We start from the raw sequence: 19,633 nt of genomic DNA, 5'->3' as shown, positions 1-19,633 counted from the left end.
TCCGGCCAAAGGACGGGGGCGGCATGACACGCAGAAAGAAGGTTCTCCTGGGCGTCCTGGCGACCCTCGCCGTGGTGGTGGCCGCGTTCGTCATCATCGTGGCGACGCTGGACTGGAACCGCTTCAAGCCCACCATCAACGCCAAGGTCTCCGAAGCCATCGGCCGTCCGTTCGCCATCAACGGCGACCTGTCCGTCGCCTGGCGCCGCGAACCCGATGAAACCGGCTGGCGCCGCTGGGTGCCCTGGCCGCGCGTCACCGCCAACGACCTGACGGTCGGCAACACCGAGTGGGCGCGCAAGCCCGTCATGGCCAATCTGCAGCGCGTGGAGTTCAGCCTGTCCCCCGTGCCGCTGATCGCGCATCAGGTGGTGATACGGCACGTGCAACTGACCGGCCCGGCCGCCGACCTGCAGCGCCTGGAGGATGGCCGCGCCAACTGGGTCTTCACGATGCCCGAGACGGGCGAGCCGTCGCCGTGGTCCATCGATGTGGACCAGATCGGGTTCGACAAGGGTGTCATCGGGTACGCCGATGCCAAGCTGAAGGCCGACGTCACGGTGCAGATCGATCCGCTGGGCAAGCCGATTCCGTTCGCGGAACTGGCGGGCAAGGGGCCCGATGGCAAGGGCGAACCGAACAAGGAAGGGGCTTCGAAGGCCGGAGCGGATGAATCCGGGCAGGCCAAGGCCGAGCCTTCCACGTCCTCGGAGAGTCGGAAGGCCGTTCAGGCCAAGTCCGACCGACAGGCATCGGGCGAGGCTGCTGGCGGTGATCAGGAAAATGACGAGACCGCCGACGGCACGCCCGACGATGCCAACGCCAAGTCGCTGGAACAGGCCCAGCGCGCCGGCGAGGTTCCGCGCCGACCGCCGCGCGACTATGTCTTCGCCTGGCAGGTCGAGGGCCAGTACAAGGATCTGCCCGTGAAGGGCGAGGGCAAGGTGGGCGGCCTGCTGGCGTTGCGCAATGCCGACGAGCCGTTCCCCGTGCAGGCCGACGTGTCGGTGGGCCGGACCCGCGCCTCGGCCGTGGGCACGTTGACCGACCCGCTGCACCTGGGCGCGCTGAACCTGCGGATGTCGCTGTCGGGTTCTTCCATGGCGAACCTGTATCCGCTGGTGGGCATCACGCTGCCCGACACGCCGCCGTACGCCACCAAGGGCCGCCTGATCGCCAGCCTGCAGAATCCCGCCGGTCCGGTTTTCGAGTATCGGCACTTCGACGGCACCGTCGGCAAGAGCGACCTGAGCGGCACGCTGCGCTTCACCATGCAGGCGCCGCGCCCGAAACTGGTGGGCAGGCTGCGGTCCGACCAATTGCGCATGGACGACCTGGGACCGCTGATCGGCGTCAAGCCCGATACGGGTGGCGCCAAGACCGCCGAGGCCGGCACCGAGAAGGTCGCGGACAAGCCCGCCTCGGGCAAGGTGCTGCCCACCCAGGAATTCCGTACCGAGCGTTGGCGCGACATGGATGCCGACGTGCATTTCGCCGGCAAGCGCATCATCCATGGCAGCAAGCTGCCCCTGTCCGACCTGTATACCCACGTGGTGATGGACGAAGGCAGGCTGCTGATGGATCCGATCCGCTTCGGCATCGCCGGCGGCGGCATCGGCGGCACCGTGCAACTGGACGGTTCGCAGACGCCGATGCAGGGCCGCGTGAAGCTGCGCGCCCGCAGCCTGAAACTCAAGCAGTTGTTCCCCTCGGTCGAGTCCATGCAGACGGCCCTGGGCCAGATGAACGGCGAGGTGTCGCTGGCCGGCCGCGGCAATTCCGTGGCGGCGCTGCTGGCGACCGGCGACGGCGAGGTGCGCATGCTGGTCAGCGACGGCGTCGTCAGCCGCAGCCTGATGGAAATCGCCGGATTGAACGTGGGCAACTACGTGGTCAGCAAGCTGTTCGGCGACGACGAGGTGCACATCAACTGCACGGCGGCGGACATGGGCATCCAGGATGGACTGATGAAGACGCGGGCGTTCGTCATCGATACCGACAATGCGGTGGTGACCATCGACGGCACGGTGAACTTCAAGAAAGAGGCGCTGGACCTGGATATCTCGCCCGAGAGCAAGGGATTCCGGATCTTCTCGCTGCGTTCGCCGTTGTATGTGCGCGGGACGTTCGGCAATCCGCAGGCGGGGGTGCATACCGGGCCGCTGCTGGCGCGCGGAGCGGGGATGGTGGCGCTCGGTGTGGTGCTGACGCCGGCGGCCGGGTTGCTGGCGCTGGTGGCGCCCAGTGCGGACGAGCCGGATAGCCAGTGCGCGGCGTTGTTGCAGGAGGCGCGCAAGCCGACGAAGGCGCCCCCGCACGTGCCGGCTCGCCGCCGGTGAGGCGCAGGCCGGGGAAGAGCGGGCGCGGCAAGGAGCCAGTTCGCACGCTCTTGGGGTCTGTGGCACAAAGATGACGGCTTGTTTGGACAAATCCCAAAAAGCATGTATAATCTCGCTTCTTGACTGATCGCACGCATTTGAAAGTGTGACGCAGCAATGGGTTGTTAGCTCAGTTGGTAGAGCAGCGGACTCTTAATCCGTAGGTCGAGTGTTCGAGCCACTCACAACCCACCAGAATTCTCTAGTAGTATCAAACGCTTATAGCCCACCGGAAACGGTGGGCTTTTTGCTTTCTGGGAATTTTGACCGTACTTCTCACGCACCACCGACGTGTTGCCACGGCTGACCCAGCACCAGCGCCGGCCACTGCTCGCCGTCGACCGCGACGTGGGCGTCGCGCAAGGCATCTGCCCATACGAACTTGCCACGCTTCAGCCGCCGCGCGGCCAGTCAGTCACACGCCGATCCCGTCGTGTACCAGCACCTTCATGCGGTTGGCGCGCCGGTTTGCAAAGCAATAGGCATGGTGCGGCCGTGCGACGCCTAACACCGCCACCACCCGTGCGAGCCCCGCCTCGGTGCTGCCACGCATGTCCAGCGGCTCGGTGGGCAGCCAGATCGCATCGACACGGATCACCGCAGGCGCCGCTTCAGCGGAAACGTCAGTAGCGCTTATCTGGCCGGCAACATCCGGCGCAACGCGGCGAAGAACAGGTCGGACTGCATCCGTTCTCCCTTGATCTGTGCTGCCGTGCGCCGCGCCAGCGCCATGTCGGCGATGGGCCGCAGCGCACTGCCGGCGGAAGCCGCCAGGACTTGCTGCCGCGCCGCGCGTTCCAGGAAATAGAGGTCGTCGTAGGCATGAGCCAACGACTCGCCGGCAACGATCACACCGTGGTTGCCCAGGAAGGCGACGTCCTTGTCCCGCATGGCGCGGGCGATGCGCTCGCCTTCACTATGGTCCAGGGCCAGTCCGTTGTAGGTGCGGTCGACCGCGATGCGGTCCATGAAGCGCAGGGCATTCTGGCTGAGCAGGGGATCGATGGCGCCGGCCTCCGTCAGCGTCAGACAGCTGGCGTAGGGCATGTGGGTGTGCAGCACGACCTTGTGGCCGGCGATCCGGTGCACCGCCGCATGAATGAACAGGGCGGAGGGCTCGACATCGTGCCGGCCTTCCAGCACGGCGCCGTCCGCGTCTACCAGCAGGATGTCGTCGGCCTGGATCTCGCTCCAGTGCAGGCCGCGCGGATTGAGCAGGAACCGGCTGTCGTCCACCGCCACGCTGAAGTGATTGCAGACGCCCTCCGAAAAATCGTGGAAGGCGGCAGCGCGCAGCGCCAGCGCCAAGTCGTCGCGCAGTGCATGCGTGGCAGGGTCCAAGGGCTTTGAGGGCGTTTTCATATCGAGGTTGTCCTGGCTTGCGTGAAAGCGCGCTCGCCGCAGGGCAGGGCGCGGGAAGGTGATATCGACACCCACATGGCGGGTGGACCGCCGCTCGGATCCGCCCAGCAGCATGTCCGGGGCCCGATATCTGTCAAAAAACGTGCTCCCGTATCGCCGGCGTCTTCATGACGGTGCGGTTAACCGTGGGAAATGGACACGATTTAAAACCTATGTAAATAAGTTTATGCCCACTACTTTTTTGATGTTTGTGTAATGAGTGTAATTCTTTGCCCCCCGTTCTCCCCTTGCCACTGGTAAACCCTGATTCATCTTCACGGCAATAAAAATATTTAGAAAGAATATTGCCTGTCTTTGCGCCTAGGATTCGTTCGCCGAGGTCCTGGCAGCCCGACGACTGGATGGCTTTGCGCCGTCCATCCTTTTTTTGGGTGACGTGCCAGAGATCGGGTGGATCACCGCATCATGAAATTGTTTCTGTTTGTATGCGGCGTTCCTCCTCTCGTGCCTCCCTGGCACGACGACAAAGCAGTGAGGTACCAGTGGTGAAGCACATTGCAGTTCCCGGCCCCGAGCATGCGGGCCGATCCGTAGCCGGGGCGCTCCGCGAGCGCCTTGACGCCATCGGTCTGGACGTCGAGCAACGACGCATAGCGCGCCTGAAACAGGTGACGATTGGACGGGCCATCTCGAGCCCGATGTACGCAAGCCGAAGCTAGCCGGCCCCAGAGACTTGGGCGCGCCGGCAGCGCTCGGACACAGTCCGATCTCTATTACTGAACTCTCCGGGTTCAGCCCGTCAATCCACCTTATCTAGGACTCTGAATGGCTGATTTCACGATCGCTCCGATTGGCACTTGCCGCATCCATAACCCGCTGCGCGAAGCGGCTTCCCGCTACCCGATCAAGCTGGAGATCGGACGCAACTATGGATTCGTCCACACCAGCTCCGAGGCCCTGCAGCAGGTGCGCTTCATGTACGACCAGTGCGAGATTCCCGCCGACGTGCAGCGCCTGGTGTTCCGCCCCTCGAATGGCGGCAAGGCCCGCAACGCCGCGCACAAGCCGGCCAGCCTCTACATGGTCGAAGTCTCGTCGCGCAAGCTGCTGACCATCGATGGCTACCCCATCCAATCCAACTACCTGACGCGCCACTACAGCGAATTCTTCGCCGACCGCGCGCGCGCCAGGATGTTCTGGTCGCTGTCCACCGCCGACAAGCTGGCCGAGCGCCGGGCGCTGCTGGACCAGGACCCGGTGTTCAAGAGCCTGTCCGCCCAGGATCGCGACCTGCTGGCCCGTATCGTCAAGCGCGATCTCTCGGACGACGAGATCGCCAACGAAATGCGCCAGCTCGTCGAGCTGCTGGGCAAGGACAAGGTGGTGTTCGTCACGCACGTCAACGCCCTGGCCGAGGACAACGCGCCCATCGAATCCCGCCAGCACCTGATCGCCACCGTGGCCGATGCCGCGCAGCGCCTCGGCGTGCCGTGCTATGACCCGACCCCGTTGATGAACAGGATCGGCCAGGCCGAGGCCATGGAAGAGGGCGGCCTCGACCTGACGCATTACACGACGCTGTTCTCGGATCGCCTGGGCGCCGAGTGGTTCAAGACCTACGTGCGTCCGAAGATCAGCACCTCGGTGCCGCAGCCCGTGGCCGCGAAGCTGGCCGCCGACGAGACCGCCGAAAGCATCGAGAGGACCTGGGACGCGGGCGACGTGCGCGATGCCTCGCAACGGGTGCGTGCCGTATTGCGCCGTCATCCGGGCCTGTCCGAACACGTCGTGCTGCTGGCGCGCATGCAATCGGAGCTGGGCGCCTATGAGGAAGCGATCTCGATGCTGGAAGGCGCCGGCGGCGTCGTGGCCTCCGGCAGCAAGGCCGAGCAGATCCTGATGCGCAGCCAGTTCAAGCTGGGCCGTTACGACGTGGCCTACTCGCTGTCGGCCGGCCTGCTCGGTGACGAGAAGGAGACGCCGGAGATCGTGCGCGTGGCGGCCATCTCCGCCGCGCAGCTCGGCCATGCCGACGAGGCGCTGAGCAACTGGAAGCAGTTGTTCCGCATTCCGTCCGCCGAGCCGGCCTGGGCCCATGAGGCGGCCGACACGGTGCTGGGCATTCTGCAGGCCAGCGGCGACATGCAGGCGGTGCTGCGTTGGGTGGACGAGGTGCGCGCCTCGTTGCCGTCGCATGGCCGCAGCTTCGCCGTGCTGTGGCGTGACCGCCTGATCGCGGGCGATCGCGGCGCGCTGCGCAGCCTGGCCGCCGAATCCCCCGTCCTGGCCGACGCCGAGGCGCTGGAGCTGGTGCAGGAAGCCTCGTGGCGCGGCTGCCTGGTGGCGGCGGCGGCGCTGGCCGTGTCGACCAACCTGGTCAAGAGCGACCAGGAAGGGATCCGGACGTGGCTGCGGACACAGTCGGCGGCATGGGCCGAGGAAGGCGCCCGCGCGATGGAGGAGAACCGCCTGCGCGACGCCGCCGAGCGTATCTGCGCGCACCGGATGCTCGACCCCGATGCGCTGGCCGGCGCCCGGGCGCAGCGCGCCTTCGAGCGCGCGATGCGCGTGGCCGTGCGCGCCGCGCTGGTGGCGGGCAACCACAAGGAAGTCATCGAACTGACGGACATCGCACTGGATGCGCAGGTCGACTTTCCCGAACTGGACGCCATGCGCGGCCGCGCCGCGGATGCGCTGGGCGACACCAAGACCGCCATGCGCCACCTCGAGCGCGCCGTCTCCGACGAGGCCGCCCAGTTCAGCACCCGCCTGTACTTCGCCCGCGTGGCGTTCAACGGCGGCTGGTTCGGTGAAGCCATCGATGCCTACACCGCGGTGCGCGACCACGCGTCGGCGGACCAGAGTGCGAGGGACGAAGCCGAGCGCCAGCTGGGCCGCCTGGGCGCCCGTTCGGTCCGCGCCGCCCGCCAGTTGCTGGCCGAAGGCGATTACCGCGCCGCATGGGAACTGCTGGAGCGCATCGAGCAATCGTGGCCGCAGATGCAGGAAGTCGCGCAGGAGAAGCGCCGCGTGCTCGGCGTGCTGTATGCCGAAGTGCGCGCCCTGGATCCGGCCAGCACCAGCGAGCGCCTTGCCGTGGGCGAGAAGATCCTGGCGCTGGCGCCGAACGATCTCATCGGGCTGCGCACCGCGGCCGTCGGTGCGATGCGCCTGCACCTGTTCGAGAAGGCCTTGCCCTACTGGCAACGACTCCAGCAGCAGTCGGACGCCCCTGAACAGTTCGATCACTACATCCACCGTTGCCAGGTGTGGATCGACAAGGCCAATCGCAGGAGAGCGGCATGACGCACCTGAAGGAATCCGTGCAAGAGGTGGATGAAGCGTCCAATCTGGAATGGGTCCAGGCCCAGTTGGAGGAGATCGTCGCCGCATCTGGCCGCGTGCTGCTCGCGCAGGAGAACCTGCCGCGTGCCGAGGCCCTGGCCGCCGATCACATGCAGGATCCGAAGGTGCGTTTCCTGCTGCTGCGCCTGAAGGAAACGGCGGGCCGCAATGAAGGCATGGCGCAGCAGTGGTCGGAGTTGCTGCGCCAGTGCCCGGGCGACCTGCAGATCGTGCGCTATTGCGCGACGCGGCTGGTCAAGGACCGGAACCTGGACGATGCCCTGGCGCTGATCGACCGGCACATTCCGAAGACGACCCGCAAGCCGGACCGCCTGTTCGCGCGCGCCAAGCTGCTGGGAGACATCCGCGCGTACGAACAGTCGGATGCGCTGTTCCGCCGCCTGATCGCGCGCCATGACGACCGCAACGTGCGCATCGAGTTCGCCAAGCGGCTGCGCAAGCGCGGCCTGCTGCTGGATGCGCACGCGGCGATCGCGCCGGTGGCCGATCAGCTGGCGCCGGGCAGCAAGGCGGCCGACCTGGCCGCCGCGCTGGCCGAGGACCATGCGTTCTTCCGCAGCTTCGAGTCGGAAGAGGAACTGGCCGGCAAGGACATCAAGATCGTCTCGATGAAGCATGCGATCCTGCATTTCAAGGATCGGGACATCGAGGAGCAGGCGCCCGAGAACCCCGTCTCGATCGCGCTGGTCACCGGCAGCCTGGGGCCTGGCGGGGCCGAGCGCCAATTGACGCGCCTGGCCGGCGAACTGCACCGCATGGCGTCGTCCGCCGACCAGCGGCCGTCCTTCATGCACGTGCGGCCCGAGAAGGTCGAAGTGCTGGTCAAGCAGCACACCGACACCTCGGGGGCCAAGAAGCAGGGCCTGGATTTCTTCCTGCCCATCCTGACCAAGGCGAATATCCCGGTTACCGAGATCAATGGCCTGCCGGCGATCTCCGCCTCGCACCAGCCGGCCGACGATCCTCATCTGGCCCGCCTGCTGGAGCAGTTGCCGCCGCCGGTGCACTATGGCGTGACGCGTCTGACGCCGATGCTGCGCGAGAACGCGTTCGACGTGGTGAGCCTGTGGCAGGACGGCACGTGCCTGTTCGGCGCGCTGGCCGCGCTGCTGGCCGGCGTGCCCACGATTCACCTGGTGTTCCGCGGCCTGCCGCCGAACATCCGCAAGGACCGCTTCCGCGAAGAGTATCCGGTGCTGTACCAGGCGCTGGCGCAGGTGCCGGGCGTGCACTTCGTCAGCAACAGCCACACGGCCGCGGTGGAGTATTCGAAGTGGCTCGACATCCCGATCGAGCGCTTCCACATCCTCTACAACGGCGTGCCGGAACTGAACACCGAGCCTTCCGAAGAGGATGAGCGAAAGTGGGAAGCCTTCAACGCCAGCACGGCCGACGCCACGGAGACCATCGGCGGCGTCTTCCGCCTGGAGCCCGACAAGCGCCCGCAGCTCTGGATCAAGCTCGCCGCGCAGTACCTGAAACGGCGGCCCCTGGCGCGCTTCTTCATCGTGGGTGACGGCCGCCTGCAGGACAACATGACGGCGCTGGCGCAAGAGCTGGGCGTGATGGACCGCTTCCTGTTCGTGGGCCTGTCCAAGCACGTGGGCTATTGGTACTCGCAGATGGACGTCAAGGTGCTGCTGTCCCGCTTCGAGGGCCTGCCGAACGTGCTGATCGAGGCCCAGCAACTGGGCGTGCCGGTGGTCTCGACGCCGGCGGGCGGCGCGGGCGAATGCTTCGTGCAGAACGTGACGGGCCATTTGCTGGACAGCCTTGAGCACCCGGACCTGAACGAAGCATGCGACAAGGTCGAGTCCATCGTCGACATGGCGCGCGGCAACGACGTGCTGCGCCAGCACAGCCGGCAGCGGGCCAGGGACCTGTTCTCGCTCAACGCCATGCTGGAGAAATTCCTGAGCCTGTGCGTGACCGTGCTGGGCGTCTCCGGCCAGCAGGAAGAAGAGTTCATCGGCCTGCGGCCCATGCGTGCCTGATAGGGGCCTGAGGGCCAGGCAATCCGTGATCCTGGAAAAAATGGATTCTATGCAAAAGAACGTTACGGCCTTCGGCCAGCAACGCAAGGCGGCACTGCTCCTGGCGGTGCTCGCCACGCTTACCGTGACGGGGTGCACGCTGCCCCGCTCCGGTCCCATGATGGGCGACCTGACGGGCGCGCACGACGACAAGGATGTCGTGCTGATGCCGGTGTCGCCCGAGCTCGTTCGGGCGAGCCGCATGCCCGCGGTCGAGAATTTTCCCGCGCATTACCGCGACCTGACGCAGGCGGGTTTCGACCGCCTGGTGCCCGGCGACGGCATCAACGTCAAGGTCTGGGAGCGCGATGGCCTGGGCGTCTTCGCCGCCGACGCCACGGGCGTCAGCGACCTGGGCGTCCACGAGATCGATCCCAAGGGCATGCTCTACCTGCCCATCCTGGGCCGCTTCAAGGCGGCGGACCTGACGCTGGCGCAACTGCACGACGTGCTGGTGGCGCGCCTGAGCAAGCTGGTGGTCGCGTCGGACGTGACCGTGTCGCGCGCCGGCGAACGCGGGCAGATGGTGACCGTGCAGGGCAACCTGACCAAGCCCGGCATGTATCCCATCACGCAGACCTCGCAGCGTCTGAGCAGCGCGCTGGCGATGGCCGCGCCGGTGCAGACCAACCCGGAGCAGCTCGTGATCTCGCTGCGCCGCGACAACAAGGTGGCGTCGGTGCGCCTGGCCGACATCTACAACAACCCGGACAACGACGTCCTGCTGCGCGCGGGCGATGTCATCACCGCGCACGAGGCCAAGGAGTACCTGACCGTGCTCGGCGCCGCCGGCAACCAGGGGCGGGTGTCGATCAGCAAGCGCAACTACACCGTGCTGGATGCGTTGGCCGATGCCAAGGGCCTGGACGATGCCACCGCGGATCCCCGCTCGGTGTTCCTGTTCACGCCCGCCAAGGCCGGCGTCGACGGCAAGCCGGACACCGTGCCCGTCGTCTATCAGTTCGACCTGACGCGTCCGGAGCAGGTGGCCATGGCCCGCCAGTTCTCGGTCCGTGAAGGCGAGGCGATCTACATCTCGGATGCGACCTTCACCCAGGTGCAGAAAGTGCTGTCGGCATTCCGCTTCAGCATGAGCGCGGGCTTCAGCGCCACTCGGGCCATCGACAGTGGCTCCGGCGGCGGCAGCCAGGTCATAAACCAACAATAGCGTGCCGGATGAGCAATGAGGACCGCATCAAGGGATGGCGCAACCGTCGTCAGGAGCGTAACTACACCGTAGGGGCAGGCGTCGATGCATGGCGCCTGGACCCCGCGGCGCTGTTCGATCCGAATTCGACGCCCGACGTCCTGTTCAAGCCGTTGGTCGCGCGGCTGCAGGGCGAGCCTCATGACTCCGTGGCGGCCCGCCGGGCCGTGTACGACGTCATCCACGCCGAGCTGGAGGCGGCGGTCGTCAGCCACGACGCGGACGAGGGGCTGGCCGATTTCTCGCGCCGCCGGCTGCGTCTCATCATGCGCCTGCTGGAGAACGACATCCGGGCGGGCATCGACGTCTACCGGCCCGGCTACATGCCGGCCAAGCTGGTGGAGGAAGACCAGCGCCTGAACGCCGCGCACCTGCGCCGCGTGGAGCGGCGCCGGGCCGAGGCGGCGCAGGAGGCGCGCCGCCACGCGTCGCGCAACGACATCGCGCTGGAAGTCGAGCTCGCGCCAGCCGAAGCGCACGATCTCGCGATCCTGCGCGACCGCATGCGTTTCCTGCATGCGGGGCATCCCGAGCATCGCCCGGACGAGGGCAGCGGCGGGTTGCGCACCCTGTTCGCGCTGTTCATCCATCAGTTGCACGTGATGCACGGGGAGAGCCGGCTCGCGCTGGTGTGGGCGCTGGTCGGCCCCGTGGTGCTGCTGACGCTGATCTCGTCGCTGTACTTCATCATGGGCACGCACTTCATCCTGGGGATGGACGTGCCGACCTTCTCGCTGCTGGGAGCGACGACCTGGATCATGTTCCGCCAGATCATCTTCCGCAGCAGCACGGCGTATGTGTCCGCGCGCGGCCTGCTGAACCTGCCGGGCGTCACGCCGCTGATGTGCGCGGGGGTGCAGGCGTTCCTCTATGGCACGGTGTACCTGGTGGTGTTCGGGGTGCTCATCACGGCCGGCCACGCGCTGAACCTGATCACCTTGCCGACCAACGTGGCGGGGTTCGTCCTGTTCGTCGCGCTGATGGCGGGCTGCGGCACGGCGATGGGCATCCTGGTCGGCGCGATCTCGACGGGCTGGCGATTCTTCCTGCGGGTCACGCCGGTGATCGAGCGTTTCCTGCAGATCTTCTCCAGCGTGTTCCTGGTGTCGGAGCAGTTGCCGGAGCAATTGCGCCCCTGGGTGCTGTGGTCGCCGTTCGCGCATGGCATGCAGTTGCTGCGTTCGGCCTATTTCGAGAGCTATACCTCGCAGGACGCGAGCCTGAGCTATTTCCTGACGTCGCTGGTGTTCCTGGCGGTCGTTGCCCTGGCGGCGCAGCGTCTGTCCCGCAGCAGTGTCCAGCCGATGTGAGCGCCAGCCATGATCCATCTCAATCGCGTGACCGATGAACCCTTCACTTTCGGCAGCCGCCAGCAGTTGCTGACGGACGTGACGCTCGACATCCCCGTGGGCCGTTATGCATTGCTGTCGCCCACGCCCGAGCTGCACCGGCAGGTCGTGGACGTGCTGTGCGGCCTGCGTCCGCCGCGCCAGGGGTTCGTGCGGCACGGCGGCAGCATCTCATGGGCGATCGGCCGCCAGGGCTTCGTGCGCGGCAAGGCCAACGGCCTGAGCATGATCCAGCTGGTCTGCGAACGGTACGAGATCGATGCGGACGCCGCGGCCGAACTCGTGGCGGACCTCATCAGCGAGCCGCAAAGCCTGACCCAGCCCATGGAGCACTGGCCGCTTTACGTACGGCAGGAGTTCTCGTTCGCCCTGGCGCTGGCGCCTGCGTTCGACATCTATGTGATCGAAGGGTCGATGCCCTTCGAGCCGTGCCGGTTCACCCGTCTCTGGCTGGCGCTGTTCGAGGAGCGCCTGGTGGGACGGACGCTTGTTTTTTCCAGTTACCGCCAGAACCAGCTGGCGGACTATTGCTACAGAGGCCTAATTTATGAGCGAAGCGCTCTCAGAATCGAAGAAGACCTCGACCGGTGCATCAGCCAGTTCCCGCCCCGACGGTCCCGGGCTGAATCCGGCGGCGCAGGCGAAGAGGCATTCGGAGGGGGCCTCGACGATGTCGGCTTCTGACGGCGACTCCGAAATCCATCGCCGCCGCCGCGAGCGCGACATCGCGCTGCGCAGCCGCCGGCGCCGCCGCTGGATGAGTGTGCTCATCGTCGTGGCCCCGGTGGTATGCGCGCTGATCTATGTGATGAACATCGCCACGCCCCGGTATGAGGCGGAATCCCGTTTCTTCGTGCAGTCGGGCTCCAACCAGCCGTCCGGCGGCGCCGGCGCGGCCAGCCTGCTGACCACCGGCAATGGCGGCGGCATGCTCGGCGGCTTCGTGGACGGCTGGGCGGTCAAGGACTTCCTGATGTCGCGCGACAGCATGCGCCAGCTGGATCAGAAGGTCGGCCTGCGCCAGTACCTGGTCAATCCGGGCCTGGACCCCGTCAACCATCTGTCGACGGATGCCAGCGAGGATGCGCTGTACCGCGCCTATCAGTCCTCGGTGCGGGTGTCGTTCAACGCGCTGGAGCAGATCGACGTGCTGCGCGTCAGCGCGTTCTCGCCGGAAGACGCCGAGCTGCTGTCCAAGGCCCTGATCAACCTGGCGGAGGACTTCGTCAGCCGCCTGAACGAGAAGGGGGTGGCCGACAAGCTGAGGGTCAGCCAGGATTCGTTGCAGCGCGCGGAGCGCAAGGCCATGGAGGCCCGCGACGCCCTGACGGAATGGCGCACGACGCACGGCAACATCGATCCCACGGCCACGGTGTCGATGCTGCTGAACCTGTCCAGCACCCTGGAGAGCGAGCTCAACAGCGCGCAGATCAACTACGACAAGATCCGTGCGCTGGGCAACCCGAACCATCCTATGCTGCAACCCGCGCGCTTGCAGATCACCGCGCTGAAGAAACGCCTGGCCGAGGTGCGGCAGCGCCTGAGCGGCCAGGGCAACACGGAGGCGAAGCTGCTGAAGTCGTACGAGGCGCTGCGCAACGCGCAGGCCTTCGCGGACTCCAACCTGACGCTGGCCCAGCAGTCGTACCAGCAGGCCCTGGCCGACACCCTGCGCCTGCAGCGCTACCTGTCCATCATCGCGCAGCCGGTGCCCACGGACAGCCCCAGCAGCCCGCGCCTGATGATTCTGCTGCTGGAGGCGCTGGCCGTGGGCTTCGCGCTGCTCTTCGTGGTTCGGGTGGCCATGTCCATGCTGAAGGGGCTGCGCCATGGTTGATGCCGCCATCGCCACCGCCGATGCCGCGACCCGCCTGCGCGGGGTCATCGATGAAATTCGCGGCGCGGAAGATCCCGCGCGTGCGATGGCGGTCCTGGACGCCGATCTGGTGAAGGCGGCGGATGGCTGGCGCGACGTGCGGCGGCGGTTGGTCTCTCCCTTCGTGAAGGAGGGCATCCTGCCGCCCGCCATCGCCGCGCTGGAAGTGCTGGTGGCGGCCTATCCGTCGCAGTCCGAAGACCACCGCATGCTGGCCAGCCTGTTCGGCCGCTTGCAGCAATGGGACCGCGCCATCCTGCACGCGGATTGTGCCGCGGCGAACGAGCCCGATGCGGTGGCCTTGCACGCCGCGCGCATCCAGTTGCGCCTGCAGGCCGGCAACGTGGCCGATGCGGCGGCGATCGCGAGGCAGACCGCCGGCCTGGCCGCCAGCGAGCCGGGCGAGGCGGGCGTGTGGCTGATGGCCTTCATCCGCAACGGGCAGGGCGGCGAGGCGGCGCGCATGGCGGCCATCCTGGATCCGCGCGCGCTGCCCAACGAGCGCGTGGCGGCCATGGCCGTGCGCGCCCTGTATGAAGACCACCAGGCGGAGGCCGCGATCCGCTTCGGCGCCGCGGCGTTGGACGCGGGCCAGGACAGCCCCGCGCTGCGGACGTCGCTGGGGCAGTCGTATCTGCGGCGCGGCACGGAGGACGACCGCAAGGTGCAGGCGCTGGCGCATTTCGAGCAGGCGCTGAAGGGCTCGGCCTCGGACGTCAGGGTGCTGTCGCTGTATGGCGAAACGCTGTTGCGCGCCGGGCGCTACCGGGACGCCGTGGCGCCGCTGGCGCGCACGGTCGAGCTGGCGCCGGAGCTGGAGCATCCGCGCGGGCTGTACGCACGCGCGCTGCGCTACTCGGCGCAGTTCGAGGACGCCGCGGAACAGTCGCTGAAGCTGCTGGAGCGCGCGCCCGAGAACGTGATGTGGCAGCGCTCCGCCATCGGCGCGCTGTCGCAGGCGGGCCGCAGGACCGAGGCCGCGGCGCTGTACCGCCAGTACGTGGCCAACCGGGGCAAGGCCTTGCCCGATACCTTCCAGGAGGCCGTGGCCCGGCTGCAGGCGCGGCTGGACTCGGCCCCGATCCCCAAGGCGCGCTTCGACTGGGCCTGGTCCCTGCGCGGCGACCGGAGCATCGATCGCGCGCAATGGGAACGTTCCGCCCGCTGGGGCCATCTGATGGATCATCTGCTGTTCGATTGGCTCGAATGCCGCGACGAACAGGCCGAAGAGGCGATGCAGGTGCTGGGCGACCTGGAGATCGGCGAACGGTTCTTCGCGCCGCTGCTGGCCGGGGGCCGAGGGGTCGTGGTGGCCACCGCGCACGTCGGCCCCATGTATGCCTCGCTGATGGCGCTGGAACTGCTGGGCATTCCGTCGCGCTGGCTGGCGACGGCGCCCAGCGTTGCCGAAAGCAGTTATTCCTCGGCGCTGATCTCCACCGCGGACCAGACCGAGGCGCAGGTCGCCAAGGCCTGCATGCGGGCCCTGAATTCCGGCTTCGTGCTGGGCCTGGCCATCGATGGCGCCGCCAACCCGGCCGCGCCGCGCACGGCCTTCGAAGGGCAGGAAGTGACGTATTCGAGTTTCGCGTCGCGCATGGCGCATCGCCTGGGCGTGCCTTCGGTCTTCTACGCGCCGCGTTGGGAGAACGGCCTGGTCACGTTCACGCTGGAGATGCTGCCGGCGGCAAAGCCCGGCGAGGACGTCGAGGCGTATGCGCTGCGATGGCAGCAGGCCTATTTCGAACGGCTGCGGGCACATCTGGCCGGACCCGCGGAAAACCTGCGCTTGAGCGGCGGCATATGGCGCCATGTGACGCCGCCCGACCGTTCGGCGCAGCAGTAAGGAGAAATGAGCATGAAAGCAACCGCGGTCAGGCATGATCGGCGAAGCGCCGCATCACCCGGCAGGCTTCTTGTTTACGGGCTCGCCGCGGTTGCGGTGCTGTATGGCGGCATGGCGTCCGCGCGCCAGGCGTGCGCTTCGCCCGATGCGCAATGCCCGATCGTGTCGTCGCTGCTGCAGCAGCGCGAAGGCTACGGCCAGAAGGCCACGGGCGGTCTGGGCGGCAGGTTCATCGAGGTCACTTCCGACCAGGACTCGGGGCCCGGCACCCTGCGCCAGGCCGTCCTGGATGCCAGGAAGGGGCCCGCCTGGATCCGCTTCGCCTCGGACATGCGCATCGTGCTGGATTCGCAGATCCGCGTGCCCTCGAACGTCACGATCGACGGGCGCGGCAAGCGCGTGACCCTGATCGACGACGGGCTGGGCGTGTACCGCGCCACCAACGTCATCCTGACGAACCTGTCCATCGATGGCCGGCTGACCCGCTTCACGCAGGCGGTGAACGTGGCCAACGACAGCCGGGACGTGTGGGTCAACCACATGGACCTGTCGCGCTTCTCGGACCGGTTGCTCAACGTGAAGAACGGCTCGACCGACGTGACGGTATCGTGGAACAAGTTCCATGATTCCAACAAAGTCATGCTGCTGAACAACATCACGTCGAAGGACATGTTCAAGAACCTCGATCGGGACCGGATTGCGCGCGTCACGCTGCACCACAATTACTTCCTGAACACGGTGCAGCGCAACCCGCGCGCGCAGTTCGGCACTTTCCACCTGTTCAACAATCTGCTGGAGAACTGGGACTTCTATGGCATGAGCTTCAGCCTGGAGGCGCGCGCGCTGGTCGAAGGCAACATCTACAGCAACGTCGCCAGGCGCGAATGCGTGGAGCCCGAGAAGTCGCCTACTGTGGAGGGGATCTACGTGAACTACTGCCACTACATCCCCGGGGCTCCGGCGCGCAGCGCCCTGGGCAACGGCGAGTCGGACCGCCGCAACTACGAGAAGACCAAGGCCAGGTACGGCTACGAGAACGAGCACAAGGCCTTCCTGCGGGTAAAAGACAACCTGTTCCTGGGCGATGCGAAGCCGGTGCTGCGGGATTATCGTCCCGAAGAGGCGCCGACCCCGCCGTACTGCTACAGCTACGAGAAGCCGACCCCCGCGGTGGCCGAGAGGATCCGCAAGTTCGCGGGCAACACCTCGGACGGCATTCCGGTGATCAAGCGCAGCAGCGGCGTGGGTTGCGGCTAGCGCGCAGGGCGGATGGCAGGGCAGGAATTACAAGGGCGCCCGCCCAGCGTTCCCGCTTTACATTCTTGACGGGATCATTCCTGCGTGTGCCGCGCCGCTGCCGGGGACAGGTCGCCTGGTCCAGCCGGGAGGGCAGGACCGAGCCTGGGCACGCGCGCGCGTTTCGCGCCCCATCCGCCTGGTGCGTGGCGGAGGGGCTTACCAAGGGGCCATCGACATGACGATGGCGACGATGAGAACGATGGCCAGCAGAGTCAGGATTTGTTGTTTGCGCATGGTCAGCCTTTTCTGAGAGTGGATACGGGTATGTCCGGCATGGCGGTATGGGCACGGTGCTTGCGTACTGGCCCGACTTGGCCGACGCGTCCCGCGAGGCGCCGCAGCGGCCAGAACCATGAGATGACTTTCCGGTAAAGCAAGCGGCGTGCCTGGCGCGCCGCGCTCCCGGCCGCGCTCTCCAACGGAGTGCGTGCTGACCAACCGGAATGCCGTCCGCCACGCACCCACCCATCAAGGAGCCTCTCTATGGCAACCCGCAAGCGCCAACCGGCGAAAGGATCGCAGCAAGCCGCCGTCGATACCGCCTATCTCAATTCGGACAGCGGACCGGCGTTGCCGCCTTCGCCGCAGGCCACGCATCCCGCGCTGAAGAAAACGCGCGCGGTGGGCGAGATGGTCGACGCGCTGCCCGCCAACGCCAACAAGGCCGCCGAGTACGGCGCCGGGTCGGGCTGTCCGTACTCGGGCGCGACCGTGGCGCCCAAGGATTCGTCGGCCGTGGGCAGTACGTTGTCGGAGAAGAACGTATCGGAGAAGACGGGCGGCGCGGCCGAGCCCGGCGTGAATGCCGCCGGGGGCGCGCTGCCGCGCGTGCGCGCGGACAGCGAAGGCCAGGCCATGACGACCAACCAGGGTGTGCCGATGGGCGACAACCAGGCGTCGCTGAAGGCCGGCCTGCGCGGCCCCGCGCTGCTCAAGGACTTCATCCTGCGCGAGAAGATCACGCACTTCGACCACGAGCGCATCCCCGAGCGCATCGTGCATGCGCGCGGTTCGGCCGCGCATGGCTATTTCGAGTGCTACAAGCCGCTCTCGGACCTGACCTGCGCCGCGCCCTTCGCCGAGGCCGGCAAGCGCACGCCGGTGTTCGTGCGCTTCTCGACGGTGGCCGGCGAGCGCGGCTCGAAGGACACGGCCCGCGATGCGCGCGGCTTCGCGGTGAAGTTCTATTCGGACCAGGGCAACTGGGACCTGGTGGGCAACAACATTCCCGTGTTCTTCATCCAGGACGCGATGAAGTTTCCGGACCTGGTGCACGCGGTCAAGCCCGAGCCGCACCATGGCATGCCGCAGGCCGCGTCGGCGCACGACACGTTCTGGGACTTCATCTCGCTGATGCCGGAATCGGTGCACATGATCATGTGGGTGATGTCCGACCGGGGCATTCCGCGCAGCTACCGCATGATGCAGGGCTTTGGCGTGCATACGTTCCGCTTCGTCACGGCCGACGGCAAGTCGAGCTTCGTGAAGTTCCATTGGAACCCCAAGTTGGGCACGCATTCGCACGTGTGGGAGGAGGCCGTGAAGATCTCGGGCGCCGATCCCGACTACCATCGCCGCGACCTCTGGGAAGCCATCGAGGCGGGCGAGTATCCGGAATGGGAGTTGTGCGTGCAGGTGTTCGACGAAGCCCAGGCCGAGACGTTCAGCTTCGATGTCCTGGATCCGACGAAGATCATTCCCGAGGAGTTGGTGCCGCTGATGCCCGTGGGCCGGATGGTGCTGGACCGCAACCCGGACAATTTCTTCGCCGAGACCGAGCAGGTGGCGTTCTGCGCCGCGCACGTGATTCCGGGTATCGATTTCACCAACGATCCCTTGCTGGCGGGCCGCATCCATTCCTATGTGGACACGCAGATTTCGCGGCTGGGCGGGCCGAACTTCCACGAACTGCCGATCAACGCGCCAGTGGCCCCCGTGCACAACAACCAGCGCGATGGCATGCACCGGCAGGCCATCCATCGCGGACGGGTGGCTTACGAGCCCAATTCGCTGGCGGGCGGCTGCCCCTTCCAGGCGGGTACGGCGGGTTTCGTGCCGTTCCCCGAACCCGTCGAGGGCAACGAACTGCGCGGCAAGCCCGAGAAATTCGCCGAACACTACAACCAGGCCACGATGTTCTACGAGAGCCAGGCCCCGCATGAACAGCAGCACATCATCGACGCCATCGCGTTCGAACTGAGCAAGGTGACGGTACCGGGCATCCGCCGCCGCATGGTGTCGATGTTGCGCAATGTATCGGAGGAACTGGCGCACGGGGTGGCCGGCAACCTGGGCATGCCCGAACTGCCCGATCCCATGCCGCGCGCCACTGAGCAGGTCTTCAAGCCCGAGGTGACGCGCTCCGAGTTTCTGTCGCTGCTGGCGCGCCCGGGCGAAGGCGGCATCCGCACGCGCAAGATCGCCATCATGGTGGCCGAAGGCGTGGATGCCCAGTCGGTGCGGCAGACCGCGCAGGCGCTGATCGACGAGGGGGCGGTGGTGCGGCTGGTGGGCCAGCGCATCGGCGTGCTGCCGTGCGGCGGGCAGGACGCGCTGGACGTGGATGCCTCGTTCAAGAACAGCCCCTCGGCGCTGTTCGATGCGGCGGTGATTCCCGATGGCGAGAGCGTGGTCGACACGCTGTGCGGCGATGGCCTGGCGCTGGAGTTCGTGCGCGACCAATACCGTCATGGCAAGCCCATGCTGGCGCTGGGCGAAGGCTTGCGCCTGCTGGAGCAGGCCGGCATTCCCCCGGATGAGCCCGATGACGGATTGGTGCTGGCCGAAGAGGCCGGGCAGGATGGCATCGAGGCCTTCGTGAAGGCGATCGAACAGCATCGCCATCCGATCCGCGAGAGCGATCCGCCGGCGGTGTAACGCGCACCGGCGGCGTGTGGGGAAGGAGGGCCGGCCCCGT

12 protein-coding genes and 1 tRNA gene are annotated in these 19,633 nt (G+C 66.9%); 11 read left to right on the top strand and 2 right to left on the bottom strand.

Annotated elements, in window-relative coordinates:
* The first annotated feature begins 23 nt into the window (after positions 1-23).
* Positions 24-2,339: an AsmA family protein gene (locus A6745_RS03275; protein ID WP_066123435.1), complete on the top strand. Its 2,316-nt coding sequence runs from the start codon at positions 24-26 to the stop codon at positions 2,337-2,339.
* A 158-nt stretch (positions 2,340-2,497) separates the two neighbouring features.
* Positions 2,498-2,573 (top strand) — tRNA-Lys (locus A6745_RS03270).
* A gap of 220 nt (positions 2,574-2,793) precedes the next feature.
* Here A6745_RS03270 and tnpB read toward each other — a convergent pair.
* Positions 2,794-2,976 (bottom strand): IS66 family insertion sequence element accessory protein TnpB, encoded by a 183-nt coding sequence (tnpB, locus tag A6745_RS27600; protein WP_197488082.1) that lies wholly within the window; start codon positions 2,974-2,976, stop codon positions 2,794-2,796.
* A gap of 35 nt (positions 2,977-3,011) precedes the next feature.
* Positions 3,012-3,740 (bottom strand): aldolase, encoded by a 729-nt coding sequence (locus tag A6745_RS03260; RefSeq protein ID WP_066123432.1) that lies wholly within the window; start codon positions 3,738-3,740, stop codon positions 3,012-3,014.
* A gap of 825 nt (positions 3,741-4,565) precedes the next feature.
* On the opposite strand from A6745_RS03260, the gene A6745_RS03255 reads away from it, so the two are divergent.
* From A6745_RS03255 to A6745_RS03215, 9 genes are all read left to right on the top strand, one after another.
* Positions 4,566-7,046 (top strand): hypothetical protein, encoded by a 2,481-nt coding sequence (locus A6745_RS03255; protein WP_066123428.1) that lies wholly within the window; start codon positions 4,566-4,568, stop codon positions 7,044-7,046.
* Positions 7,043-9,100: a glycosyltransferase gene (locus A6745_RS03250; RefSeq protein ID WP_066123425.1), complete on the top strand. Its 2,058-nt coding sequence runs from the start codon at positions 7,043-7,045 to the stop codon at positions 9,098-9,100. Before A6745_RS03255 ends, A6745_RS03250 begins: the two co-directional genes overlap by 4 nt.
* 49 nt (positions 9,101-9,149) lie before the next feature.
* Complete coding sequence (locus tag A6745_RS03245) at positions 9,150-10,307, top strand: polysaccharide biosynthesis/export family protein (RefSeq protein WP_066123424.1); 1,158 nt, start codon at positions 9,150-9,152, stop codon at positions 10,305-10,307.
* A gap of 8 nt (positions 10,308-10,315) precedes the next feature.
* Positions 10,316-11,656 carry an ABC transporter permease gene (locus A6745_RS03240; protein WP_066123422.1) on the top strand — a complete coding sequence of 447 codons (1,341 nt, stop codon included), beginning with the start codon at positions 10,316-10,318 and terminating at the stop codon, positions 11,654-11,656.
* A 9-nt stretch (positions 11,657-11,665) separates the two neighbouring features.
* The gene (locus tag A6745_RS03235; protein WP_066123421.1) at positions 11,666-12,379 is read left to right on the top strand and encodes a P-loop NTPase family protein; all 714 of its coding nucleotides are present in this window, start codon (positions 11,666-11,668) and stop codon (positions 12,377-12,379) included.
* Between the two features lie 121 nt (positions 12,380-12,500).
* Positions 12,501-13,532, top strand: a complete 1,032-nt coding sequence (locus A6745_RS03230; protein WP_082852877.1) for a sugar ABC transporter — start codon at positions 12,501-12,503, stop codon at positions 13,530-13,532.
* Positions 13,525-15,417, top strand: coding sequence for a tetratricopeptide repeat protein (locus tag A6745_RS03225; protein WP_066123418.1), 1,893 nt, complete (start codon positions 13,525-13,527; stop codon positions 15,415-15,417). The genes A6745_RS03230 and A6745_RS03225 overlap by 8 nt, the downstream gene beginning before the upstream one ends.
* A gap of 111 nt (positions 15,418-15,528) precedes the next feature.
* The gene (locus tag A6745_RS03220; protein WP_066123780.1) at positions 15,529-16,674 is read left to right on the top strand and encodes a pectate lyase family protein; all 1,146 of its coding nucleotides are present in this window, start codon (positions 15,529-15,531) and stop codon (positions 16,672-16,674) included.
* 525 nt (positions 16,675-17,199) lie between these two features.
* Positions 17,200-19,593 (top strand): catalase, encoded by a 2,394-nt coding sequence (locus tag A6745_RS03215; RefSeq protein ID WP_066123415.1) that lies wholly within the window; start codon positions 17,200-17,202, stop codon positions 19,591-19,593.
* Positions 19,594-19,633 lie beyond the last annotated feature (40 nt).

The organism is Bordetella ansorpii (genome assembly GCF_900078705.1).
Taxonomy (GTDB): Bacteria; Pseudomonadota; Gammaproteobacteria; order Burkholderiales; family Burkholderiaceae_B; genus Bordetella; species Bordetella ansorpii_A.
Note: the sequence above shows the minus strand (reverse complement) of the source record. Positions and strands in the feature narration are given on the sequence as shown.